Origin of the sequence: Streptomyces sp. 150FB, assembly GCF_000818195.1 — a bacterium.
GTDB lineage: Bacteria > Actinomycetota > Actinomycetes > Streptomycetales > Streptomycetaceae > Streptomyces.
Window position 1 is genome coordinate 6213 of sequence record NZ_JTHL01000001.1, and the last position, 11962, is coordinate 18174.

5 protein-coding genes and 1 pseudogene are annotated in these 11962 nt (G+C 71.5%); 1 reads left to right on the forward strand and 5 read right to left on the reverse strand.

Going from position 1 to position 11962, the window contains the following annotated elements; genetic code table 11:
• Positions 1–139: pseudogene (locus tag QR77_RS47995) on the forward strand (IS5/IS1182 family transposase); the annotation flags it as partial.
• Positions 140–576: 437 nt separating this feature from the next.
• On the opposite strand, the gene QR77_RS00020 reads toward QR77_RS47995, so the two are convergent.
• From QR77_RS00020 to QR77_RS48000, 5 genes are all read right to left on the reverse strand, one after another.
• A complete protein-coding gene (locus QR77_RS00020; protein WP_040019085.1) occupies positions 577–1626 on the reverse strand; it encodes a ketoacyl-ACP synthase III family protein in 1050 nt (349 codons plus the stop codon).
• Between the two features lie 229 nt (positions 1627–1855).
• Positions 1856–3298, reverse strand: coding sequence for a DHA2 family efflux MFS transporter permease subunit (locus QR77_RS00025; RefSeq protein WP_040019086.1), 1443 nt, complete (start codon positions 3296–3298; stop codon positions 1856–1858).
• 67 nt (positions 3299–3365) lie between these two features.
• Entirely contained in the window at positions 3366–4589 is a 1224-nt protein-coding gene (locus tag QR77_RS00030) for a cytochrome P450 (RefSeq protein ID WP_040019087.1), read from the reverse strand.
• 260 nt (positions 4590–4849) lie between these two features.
• On the reverse strand, positions 4850–8038 hold the full coding sequence (fabD, locus tag QR77_RS00035) for an ACP S-malonyltransferase (RefSeq protein ID WP_040019088.1): 3189 nt from the start codon (positions 8036–8038) through the stop codon (positions 4850–4852).
• On the reverse strand, positions 8035–11962 hold a 3928-nt coding region (locus tag QR77_RS48000; protein ID WP_269084302.1), incomplete at its 5' end, for a type I polyketide synthase. The genes QR77_RS48000 and fabD, both read right to left, overlap by 4 nt.

Consider the following 11962-nt stretch of genomic DNA (forward strand, 5'->3'; position numbering starts at 1 on the left):
CCGTGCTGGTCACCGCCGCCTCGCCCGCGACTACGAGACTCACCCCCACCGGTCCGAAGCCATGATCCGCCTCGCAATGATCGACCTGATGAGCCGCAGGCTCACCCGGGAGTCGACTCCGAACCGGAAGAACTCATAGCCCCCGGGCCACACCGACCCGCGCGTTGTCACCTCTCATCGCCTGCGGCCAGCGGCCAGCAATGACACCCGCCGCTTCCCCACAGACACCACAGGCATCCTCCCGTTCCGGCAGCCACCAGTGGCCGGACGGCGACATGCCAGTTTCCTGGGTCCCGCACAGCGTCTTGTCGAAGATGCCGAAGGCGTGGGAGACACCAGCAGGAAGGCCATCCGCGACGGCCGTCGGCGACACCGGCCACCGCCACATCGGCCGTCCACACACATCACACTCCACAGGCGGATCCTCACACCCCGGCACGAGCCGCAACAATCGGTGGTGGCCACAACCAGACGGCAGGGTGACGCCGGGCCGCAGCCGCCCGAGTGGCGCTGCACGAGACGATCCACGGCATGGGCGCCATCGTGCGTTACGAGTTCCGGTGACAGCCACAGGGGTCAGACGGTCGCTCCGGACCACTGCGGCTCCGCCACGATCTCGAGGACCGCGCAACCGAACGTGTACCCGTGGCCGAGGCTGGACAGGACGACCTTGTCGCCGGGCCCCACGGCCCCGGACTCGAGGAGCTGGGTGAGCCCGGCGATCTGGTCGCCCGCCCCCAGGTGTCCAAGCCTCCGGCCCAACTCCCAGTTGGTCTGGTCGACATGGATACCGGCGATCTCCTGGACCACGTCCCAGTCGACGACCGTCCGTCCCGCATGGGGGTACACGAACCGCGCGACGTCGCCCAGGCCGACTCCCGCCTCGCCCATTGCCAGTTCCATGGCCGTCTGCTGACCTACCGCCAGTGCCTTGGCGAGGTCCTTCACGTCCACACCTGTGCCCAGATACTCCTTGAGCCGCCGCCGCATGTCGATCGGCCAGCCTCGCTCACCCGCCGCCGCGGCCCAGGGGCCCGCGCCCCGGTACACACCTTCGTGAGTGACGTCGGAGATCACCGTGGTGGACAGCAGTCGGGCCACGCCCGGACCACGGGTCAGCACCAGGGCGGTGGCGCCGTCGCCCCGGGGCAGCCCCTTGTCCGAGCGGTACCGGTCGAACATCGGCATCTGGTACTTGTCGCTGGTGGTGATGAGCGCCGCGCCGGCCTGTGGCCGCGCCGTCAGGTGCGCCGCGACGAGGTCGATGGCCGCGACACCGCCGTTGGACGCCTGCTGCATCTGGATCGCCGGGGCCTGGCCGCCGACCGTGCGGGACTGGATGTACGCGGCGGGCGACCAGTGGTCCAGGCCCTGGAAGCCGGAGCTGGTGACGTGTACGACGAGACTGAAGTCCTCATGGGCCGCCCGGCTGCGGTCGAGGGCGATCCGGGCCGCCTCCACTGCCATGTCGGCCTGGCTGGTGTCGTCCATGACACTGACGCTCACCAGGTCGTCGGCCGCGCACTCCTCGGCGTCATAGCGCCCCTCGGCCACCGCTTGCCGTACGTCTTCGCGTCGCCCCAGCCGAGCCGCTGACGCGTCGACATAAACCTCGTTCCAACGCAATGCTGTGCCTCTCTCATCGGTTCGGCCAAAATTCTTCGCCCAGGGCGGGGGCCGTGTCCTCCGTACAGACGGCGAACCGGTGCCGGACACACTGGCGCTGCGGTGGTGGCCATCGGCGACCAACCGTTCCCGCAGGCGCTCCCCCGTCGTGCGTGCGCTGCGCTACCAGTGCCCTCCATGATCCTCTGCAAGCGACACGCTGCCCAGAGTCCGGAGCACGATCTTTAACTTAGCTTTGCGGGGGGCCTGTTGGGCTCATGCCCGTCGCTTCGGGCGCCGCTGCCGCCTTCTGCTGAGTGGACCGCTCGCCGGCGATGAGCAGCAGCATGGGGGCGATCGCGCACAGGCTGATGGCCAGGGCCCACCAGAAGGCCGTGCCGAACCCGGACGCCTGCATCGCGGTGGTCGTGGCGGTGTCGAGCCTGCTCTGCAGCACCACGGCGAGTACGGCCGTGCTGAGCGAGCCACCGATGCGCTGAAGCACGTTGAGCTGAATCGTGGCGTCTCCGATGGCAGCGGGCGGAATGGCCCGGTAGGCCGCAGTCATGATCGGCACCAGCATGGCACCGACGCCGAAGCCCCGTACGACCATGGCTGCAGCGAGCCACCCATAGGAGGTGTGCGCGCCGATGAGGGCGAACGGGATCGTGGCTGCCACGTTCAGCACCCCGCCGAGCAGCGCGGCCCGCCCGCTGCCCACGGCGTCGACGAGTCGTGAGCCGCATCCGACGGCAAGCGCGACGCCGATGCTCTGCGGTATGAGCAGCAGTCCCGTGGCGACAGCGTCCTGGTGGCGTACGACCTGGAAGTAGAGCGGCATGAGGATGACCGAGCCGAACAGGACCGCGCCCAGGCAGAAGTTGGCAAGGGAAGCCGCCGCGTAGCCGGGCCTGCGGTACAGGCGCACATTCATCAGCGGTGTACGGGCCCGCAGGGCGTGGACGACGAAGACCGCCAGGAGCACCACGCCGCAGACGATCCACGGGAGTACGGACTCGGAGGTGAACCGGCCCGTCGCGCTGAATTCGGTGAAGCCGTATGTGACCCCGACGCAGCCCAGCGCGAGCAGCGCCAGGCCGGGTATGTCGAGGCGGCCCGCTTCCCGCCCCTCGTCGGGCGGCAGCAGCCGCAGCGCAAGCACGACGATGAGCACACCGATGGGCACGTTGACGAGGAACGTCCAGCGCCACCCCGCGTGTTCGAGGAGCAGCCCGCCCACGGCAGGGCCGAGGATCGGGGCGAGGACGGTGGGCACGCCGGTGATGCTCATGACCTTCGCCATCCGCTCGGGCCCCGCGGCACGCACGGCGATCATCTGCGCCACGGGGGTGGCGATCGCCGCAGCGACGCCCTGCACGACGCGGAACGCGATCAACTGGTCCACGGTGTCGGCCAGGCCACAGGCGAGCGAGGCCAGAGTGAAGGCCGCGATGGACAGCGCGTACACCCGCCGGGCGCCGAAGCGGGCCGCGGCCCAGGCCGACACGGGCAGCACTGCGGCAAGGGCCAGGAGGTAGGCGGTGATGAGCCACTGGATGGTCGCCAGGGGCGCGTCGAACCGCTCGGAGAGGGTTCTCAGCGCCACGTTGATGATGCTGGTGTCGAGGAAGGCAAGAAATGCCCCCAGGGTCGTCACCGTGAGCACCCGTCGCAGCTGCGGGGTGGGGGACATGCGAATTCCGTCTCCGTTCGTCACCGTCGAGAGCCACCACGGGCGGGCGCACCCGTCTTCTCGTTGCTCACACGCTGATCGGCAGCCGCGCCGCGCCGCGCAGGCTGAGGAGGCCGTTCCACTCGACCTCGCCGTTCAGGGCGAGGGCCGGGAAGCGCCGTACCACTTCGCCGATCGCCACCCGGCCCTCTATACGGGCCAGCGCCGCGCCCAGGCAGTGGTGGATTCCGCCGCCGAGGGAGAGCTGTTTGCGGGCGTTCTCCCGGTCCAGGCGCAGCTCCTCCGCGTCCGGGCCGAAGAACTCCTCGTCCCGGTTGGCGCCTGCCAGGTTGGCGAGTATGAACGAGCCCGGGGGAATCTCGAACCCGCCGACCTGGTACGGCTCGAGGTTGATCCGCCTGCTGTTGTGCACCGGGGCGTCGTACCGCAGCATCTCCTCCACGGCGTTCTCGATGAGCTCCGGCTTGGCACGCAGCAGTTCCAACTGGCCGGGGTTGCGCAGCAGGGCGAGCGTGCCACCGGAGATCAAGTTCACGGTCGTCTCGTGGCCCGCGACGTAGAGCATGGTGACCTGGGCGACGAGCTCGTCGTGGCTGAGTACGTCCCCGTCGTCCTCGACCGCGATGAGTTCGCTGAGCAGGTCGTCGCCGGGGTTGTCCCGCTTCCAGGTGACGGCCTCGCCGACCAGGTCGAACAGCTCCGCGTCGGCCGCCTCCACGGCCCTCATGACCTCGGGGTCCGTGGTCGGTTCGACGGAACGCATCAGCATGCCGGTGAGGTACCGCATGTTCTTGGTGTCGGTCGGCGGCATCCCGAGCATCCGCGATATCACGGTGAACGGCAGCGGGAACGCGAGGAGTTCGACCAGGTCACCGCCGCCGGCCGCGGCGACTCCGTCGAGCGCCTCGTCGACGAGTGCCTGGATCCGCGGCTCCATGGCGTAAACGGCACGCGGGGTGAACGCCTTGGAGACGAGCTTGCGCAGCCGGGTGTGGTCCGGCGCGTCCCGGTCCAGCAGGGCAAGGCCCTTCAGACGCGGCTCGTCCGTGACGCCCGCGTTCGCGTACGCGTCGCGGAAGGGGCCGGGGGCGACATGGCGCTGCTCGACGGAGAGCCCGGAGCGCAGCAGCGCGTCCACGTCCGCATAGCGGGACAACATCCAGAAGCCGCCGGGGTGTTCGTGTACCGGGACCTCTCGGCGCAGCTCCGCGTAGTGCGGGTACGGATCCGCCATGAATTCCGGCGTGAACGGGTTGAAGATCAGGGGCTCGCTGTGCGGCACCGTGCTCATGGTGAACTCCTCTGCCGAGCGCGCTCGCGTCGGCATTCGCGTACCGGTGAAAGGGAAATGTCTGCTGGTGGGGGGGCCACGGTCGGACGGGGGCTTCTCAACCGGTCCCGGTTGTCGCAACGACGCCGGTGGTCCCCGGCCGGGGCGGTTGATCACCATGGCTTCCCTCCTTCCGACGGGTTGTCGGCTCGTCGATGTGATGTGTCGGTGTTTTCGCGTGCCTCGCCGGAGGCCTCGGAGCACATGGGAGAAATCCGGGTCTAGTCCCTTTGTGCCGGTCGCAGGGCCCGCAGCCGGGCTGTGACGTGAGCGGCGGCGCCGTCCATGAGGAAGTCGGCGATGGCCTCGAGGGTGCGGGCCCGCCAGGGCTGCAGACTGGTCCCGGCGACCGCCTGGTTGAACGCGCCCATCGCCGGTCCGCAGTTGACCAGGTAGTCCACGGTGGACTGCCGGTCCCCCGTCACCGCGAGCCGGAAGCCGCGCCTGAAGTAGGCGCGGAACACGGCGGCCAGTTCCGTCCTGGGGTCAGGGCCCTGGTCCGGGTCCTTCGCCGTGGCCGCCGGGTGCTCTCCCCCCAGGTAGCGGTCGAACACCTGCTTCCTGGTGGCCTCGTCGAGTTCGGCGACGGACGCGTGCCGGCGCCAGAGGTCGTGCAGCCGGGACGCCCTGGCCGGGAAGAGCTGACCGCGCTTCAAGTAGCGTGCCTGGACTCCGTGTTCGAACAGCTCGCTCCAGGGTGCCGTGTCCACGTCGTACTCATGGGCCTCCTGCAGAAGGTCCTTGACGGCAGCGCTGGTGGCCGCCTCCACGGAGCACTGGTTGACCGAGCCGGTCAGTACGAAGTCGGCCCCCATCAGGAATGCCGCCGCGGCCGCCTCCGGGGTGCCGATTCCGCCCGCGCACCCCACGTGCACCCGGTGTCCCGGGAGTGCCGCCTCGTCCCTGAGCCGCAACACCGCGGGGAGCAGGGAGAGCGGACCTGCCGCGCCGGTCAGCCAGCCGCCGTCTGCCTCGACGCACAGATCGTCCGCCATGGGGCGCCCGGCAGCGGCGGCGGCCTCCTGCTCCGTCACCGACCCCTTGGCCAGCAGCATCGCGACGTGCTGCTCCGGCGGCGGTGCAAGGAACGCGGCGGCCAGATCGGTCCTGGACACCTTCGCGAGGATCCGGCCTCCCTTGAACCGGAAGCGGACCAGTTCCTCGGTGACGAAGGGGTAGCCGGACACCTCGATCAGGCCGACGCCGTGCTGCAGCAGCGCGTCGACGAGCGGGGCCTCCTGTTCCGGTGCCCGGTGGGGGTAGAGCAGGTTCACTCCCTGGCCGTGGGGACCCAGTTCCTCGGCCAGGCCGTGCAACTGCCGCTCCACCTCGTCCCTTTGGAGCCCTGCGATACCGAGGAAGCCGAGCAGGCCGGCCTTGGACGCCGCGCGCACCACCTCCCGGCCGGACACCCCGCCGTACATCGATCCCACGGCATAGGAGTGCCGCAGCCCGTACCGTTCGCGGAAGCTGCGGGCGCCGAGGGCCTCGGCGTCGAGCGCCGGCTCCTGGCCCCGTGCCCCGGCTCCGGCCGGCGTCCGGGCGGCCGCCCGGTCGGTGGGCGAGGGGGTCGGTGGGAGCGGTTCCGCGGCTTCTCGGATGCGCGTCACCAGTTTCGTCAGGACCCTGCCGGGTCCCAGCTCCGTGAACTCGAAGTCGCCGTGGGCCATCAGGGTGCGCACCGTGTCGGTCCACCGGACCGGCGAGGCGATCTGTGACGTCAGGCGTTCTCTGACCGTGTCGGCCGTGTACGGCCGGGCGTCGACGTTGGCGAGGACGGGGATCTTCGGTGGGTGCAGGGTGAACCCGTCGAGGAAACGGCCGAACTCCTCCGCGGCCGGGCGCATGTACCGGGAGTGCAGCGGGGCGCTGACGTGCAGCCGGACCGTGCGGGCACCGGCGGACTCGAAGGCCGCGCAGGCCGTGTCGATCAGCTCGCCGGGGCCGGAGACCACGAACTGGTCCATGGCGTTGTAGTTGGCAAGGTCCAGCTCGTCGAGGCCCGATTCGGCGAGTACGCGCGTGACGGTTGCCTCCTCGACGCCGACGACGGCGGCCATCGCTCCGCGTCCGGCGGTGGCCATGAGCTCGCCGCGCCGCCGCACCAGCCTCAGTCCGCCGGCGAAGTCGAAGACCCCGGCGGCGAACAGAGCCACGTACTCGCCGAGGCTGTGCCCGATCACGTGGTCCGGCGGCACCGGGTCCTCGGCAAGCCGGTCCAGATAGGAGAGCGCACCGACGACATAGAGGGCGGGCTGGGTGAACTCGGTGCGGCCGAGCCGTCGTCGCGGGTCGGTGACGCAGAGTTCCTCGATCGAGTAGCCGAGCACCTCGTCGGCGATCGCCGTCTCCTCGGGGAACCTCTCGAACAGTTCCCTGCCCATCCCCCGTCGCTGGGATCCCTGGCCCGGGAATCCGTAGACCTTCATTCCGTGCGCCTTCCGTGGTGTCGTCGGGGCAGCGTGCTTGCGGACCTCGGCCAGCAGATCGGTGTCCTTGGCGAACTGGCTGAGCAGCGGCAGCGATCGGGCGCCCGAACCCGTGGGGAGCAGTGCGCGGACGAAGTTGTGCAGGCTCCCCGATGGGCCGAGGTCCAGGTAGAGGAAGTCTCCGCGTGCCTGCAGACCGGCCACGGCGCGCTCGAAGTCGATCGTCCGCCGCGCCGCGTGCCAGAAGTGCTCCGCGGTGACGTCCTCGACGGGTCCGCCGCCCACACAGGTGATCCAGGGGATGCGCGGCGGTGCGAATTCCACGCCCTCGAAGCTGGTCCGGCACGCCCCGGCCACCGGGTCGAGGAGCCGGGAGTGGAAGGCGTACTCGACGGGCAGCCTCAGGTGCAGCACGTCGGCGGCGCGCAGCGCCGCCTCGGCCGCAGCCAGCTCGTCCTCTCGGCCGGCGACCACGAAGTTGCCCGGGTGGTTGCGGGCGGCGACCTCGCAGGCGCGCAGCTCGGGCACCGTGTCCAAGATCTCGGGCCCGTCCAGCACGGCGAGCATGCCGCCGCGGGGGCTGCCGGCCATGATGCCGGCCTGCCGGACCAGCACGCGCAGGCAGTCTTCCGGGGACAGGCTGCCCGCGACGACGGCCGCCGCGTACTCGCCGAGGCTGGAGCCGAGCACGTAGTCGGGTTCGATGCCCTCGGTCTTCAGGGTCTGCGCGAGGGCCAGCTCGATCATGACGATCGCGGGATGGGTGACGCGGGTGTCGGTGAGGGGGTGGTTCCTGGGCTTCATGGGATCGAAGACCCGGTCGACGACCGACTCTCCGAGGTGCTCACCGACGACGGCGTCGAGGCGCAGCAGCGCCGTGCGGAACACTTCGTTGGCGTCGAAGAGTTCCTTGCCCATGCCGTAGTACTGGGAGCCCTGCCCGGAGAACATGAACACCACGGGCAGCGCCGTGCCGCTCATCGGTAGCTCTCCCAGAACAGGCCTCCGGCCGGGGCCGCGGGTTCGGCGGTGCCTCTGATGACGGTCCTCCGGTTCAGTTCGGGTTCCGGCAGCGGGTGCCTGGTGGGCCGCGGGACCTCGGGAGTGGGCGCGAGCAGCAGGTGCGCGTTGGTTCCGCCGTCGGCGAAGCAGTTGAGCGCGGCGACAGCGGCGTCCGCGGGCCACGGGCGGGAGGCCCGGGGGAAGTACAGCGGCGAGGCGGCCACGTCGAAGTGGTCGAGCGGCTCCTGCCCGGAGCGGAACGGCACCTGCTCCTGGTGGTGGAGCATCAGCACCACCTTGATGAAGGCCGCGATCCCCTCGGCCGTCAGCGGGTGGCCGATGTTCGGCTTGACCGAGCCGATTGCCACGGGGCGCGCGCTTCCCGTCCGGTAGACCGCCTGCACCGCCTTGAGTTCGAGCAGGTCGGTGACGGTCGTGCCGGAGCCGTTGGCCTCCACCCATCCGACGTCCTCGGGCCCGACGCCGCTCTGTGCGAGCGCCTCGGCCATCACCTCCTTGTGCGCCTGGAGGTTCGGGGTGGCCGGGCCCGCGGTCCTGCCGTCGTTGTTGATCGCGATGCCCTTGAGGACCGCGAGCACCCGGTCCCCGTCGGCCTGCGCCCTCCGCAGCGGCTTGAGGACGACGACGCCGACGCCCTCGCCCAGGATCAGCCCGGCCGCCCTGCGGTCGAAGAGGTGGAACTCCTTGCCCGGGTTGAGCAGTCCGCGCCGGCCGAACAGGTCGTACGGCTTGTCGTTCTCCAGCAGGCTCACGCCCGCGACGACGGCGGACTCGATGTCGCCCGCACGCAGCGCCCGCGCGGCCATGTCCATCGCCACCAGGGCGGAGGAGCAGGCGGTGTCGACCACCAGGCTCGGGCCGCGGAGGTCGAAGAACTGCGAGATGTTCGCGGACAGGTAGTTCTGACCGGTGATCACCACGGGGTTCCGTGCCTGTGCCAGTCGCTCCTCGTCCGGCATGTGTGCCGCACGGCCACCGACGTACACGCCGATCCGGCGGCCCTTCAGCTCCGCGGGGCGGTAACCGGCGTGGTGCACGGCCCTGTTCACCTCTTCGAGGAGCAGCAGCGCCTGCGGATCCATGGCGGCGACGTCGCCTTCCGACAGCAGGAACGCATCCGGGTCGAAGCGGAGTACGTCGGGCAGCAGCCCGGCGTGGTGACCGACCGGCCTGCCGAAGCGCTCCTGCGGTACGGGGCGCAGCGCCGAACGGCCCTGGCGCAACAGCTCCCAGTAGGCGTCGCCGGAGGCGGCGTCGGGGAACCTGCAGGCCAGGCCGATCACCGCGATGTCTCCCCCGACGGCCGCGGCACGGGTGGCCGGGGCCTGCGGTGCCGTGTGTGCCGGGGTGTCGGACGGGGCCGCGCCGAAGACGGCGAGCAGTTCGTCCGGGTGCTCGTCCGCGAGGTGGGCGGCGAACTCGTCCGCGGTCGGGTGCTCGAACAGCGCGGACGGGTCCAGCGACACGTCGAGCTGCTTGCCGAGGGTCTGGGAGAGCTGGGTGACCAGGATGGAGTCGATGCCGTAGTCGTGCACCGGCACGTTGCCGGCGAGCCTGGCCCGGTCGAATCGCAGCTCCAGCGCGAGCCGGTCGAGGAGCCAGGAGGCCGCCGCGCCGGCCGCCTTTTCGAGCGCTCCGGGGACCACCGCGGCAGAGCTCTCGCGGGCCGTCGTGGCGACGGGCTCCGAGGCACCGGCCTCCGAGGCGTCGGGCTCCAGGGTCAGGCGGCGGTCGGTCAGCCGCTCCGGGCGCCAGTGTGCGCCCGGTCGCACCACGGCGGGCACGACCACCCGCGCGCCGCTCGCCAACGCCCGGTCCAGCAGGCGCAGTCCCTGCTCGTCCGAGAGCGTCGCGAGGCCGGACGACTGGTACGCGGCGCCGCGCGCCGGGCCCATGCCTGTGTCCTGCCAGCTCGGCCACGCCACGCTGACCAGCGGCAGCCCGTACGGGCGTGCCTCGGCGACCGTGTCCAGGTAGGCGTTCGCCATGGCGTAGTCGCTCTGCCCGACGGCGAGCGCGGGCACGGCCGCGGCGACGGAGGAGTACACGACGAACAGGCTCAGCGGGTCGTCGCGGAAGCACTCCACGAGTGTGTCGAGGCCGAAGACCTTGGGACCGAGCACCCGCTCGACACCGGTCCACGGCTTGCGTACGAAGGCGGGGTTGTCGGTGTCCACGGCACCCGCGCTGTGGACCAATCCGCCGATCGGGCCGAGCCTGCGCCGGACGTCCGCCGCTGCCGCCGCCGTGGCCTGCTTGTCGTCCAACGGCACGGCGAGGACCTCGATCTCCACGCCCCTGTCAGCCAGTTCGGCCAGCGGACGCAGCTTGCGGCCCAGTGCGTCGCCCGCCGCGATGTGCGCTGCCCAGCGGTCCCGGGACGGCAGCGTCTCGCGGCCCGTGAGGACCAGCTTGCGGACGCCGTGCCTCTCGACGAAGTGCCGCGCGGTCAGCAGACCGATCCCGCGCGTGCCACCGGTCACCCACAGCACATGGCCGTCGGGGAACCGCGGTGCGCGCTGCGGTGCGCCGGGCAGCTCGCGCAACACCGCGCTGTGCCGTACGCCGTCGCGGTACGCGATCTCCCCGGGCTCCGCGTTGCCGCCGAGTTCGTCGGCCGTGCGGCGGCACAGCTCGTCGTCCGTGCACGAGCCCATGGCCACGTGGCGCGAGGTCACATGGCGGTACTCGCTCTGCAGCATCCGGTAGAGCCCGGTGCGTGCCGCGCCGCCGTGCACCGCTCCCGTGCCACGGGAGACCAGCAGGGCGGTCAGTCCGCGCCGGCTCCGGTCGACCGTGTGCTGCAGCCAACCAAGCCAGGTGCGCAGCGCGGAACGGTCGACGGACCCGAATTCCCCGGAGGACCCGCCGGCCCCCGCGCAGCCAGCCAGGTCGATCACCGCGTCGAAGCGGTCCCAGCGGGTGCCGGTGTCGGCGAGGTCGGCGGCGAGGCGCTCGGTGGTGAGCACCTGCGCGGCGGGCAGCACGGCCGCCAGGCGGGCGGCGAGGGCCTCGGTCCCCGGTACGGCGAGGACGGCGGTCGGGCCGGACAGTCCGGCAGGTGCGGGCAGTGGGGCGGGCACCCAGTGGGTCGTCAGCAGCAGTCCCTCCTCGGCCAAGGGGGCGGAAGCAGCGGGCGCGGGCGCCACGTACCCGTCCAGCGCCGCCAGTTCGGCGTCCGCCGCTGCCAGCCAGACCCGCTCGCCCCCGAAGGGGTAGCCGGGCAGCGGCACCCGGCGGGGCGGCACACCCCCGTGCAGGACGGACCAGTCGACCTGCCGGCCCGATATCCAGGCGACCGAGCAGGCGGCCGGATCGGTCGACGGGGCGCCGCCGGGAGCGGGCCTGCGCGGGTCGACCACCCCGGTCCAACTGCCGACGGGCCGGCCTCCGGCGGCGAACTCGTCGAGTCGCGCGGCCAGTTCGGCCACTGTGTCGAAGCGGACGGCAAGGCGGTGCGCCATCGCCTCGCGCCCCCACTGGAGCGTCCAGGCGACGTCCTGCGGTGCCGCTGCGGCGCCCTCGGCCCGCAGGTGCGCGGCGAGCCTGCGCGCCTGCTCGACCAGCCGGTCGGCCTCGCGGGCGGAGAGTACGGCGAGTTGGCCGCCGGCCCGGGCGGCCGATGCCCGCGGCGCCTGGGGGAACTCCTGCAGGATGACGTGCGCGTTGGTCCCGCCCGCGCCGAACGAGCTCACGCCCGCGGTCCTCGGCCGCTCGGTCCCGTCGGCGAGCACGCGGCGGGCCCACGGCGCCAGTTCGCGCTGGACCTCGAACGGGGTCGCCGCGAAGTCGACGTTCGGGTTGGGCTCGTCCGCGTGCAGCGAAGGCGCCAGCTCGCCGTGGCGCATCTGCAGCAGCACCTTGGTGACGGCCGCGATGCCG

What these genes read in the sequence shown, in the direction of transcription:
- QR77_RS00025 (WP_040019086.1), bottom strand. Translation starts at nt 3,298, where the DNA reads ATGTCCCCCACCCCGCAGCTGCGACGGGTGCTCACGGTGACGACCCTG.
- QR77_RS00030 (WP_040019087.1), bottom strand. Translation starts at nt 4,589, where the DNA reads ATGAGCACGGTGCCGCACAGCGAGCCCCTGATCTTCAACCCGTTCACG.
- fabD (WP_040019088.1), bottom strand. Translation starts at nt 8,038, where the DNA reads ATGAGCGGCACGGCGCTGCCCGTGGTGTTCATGTTCTCCGGGCAGGGC.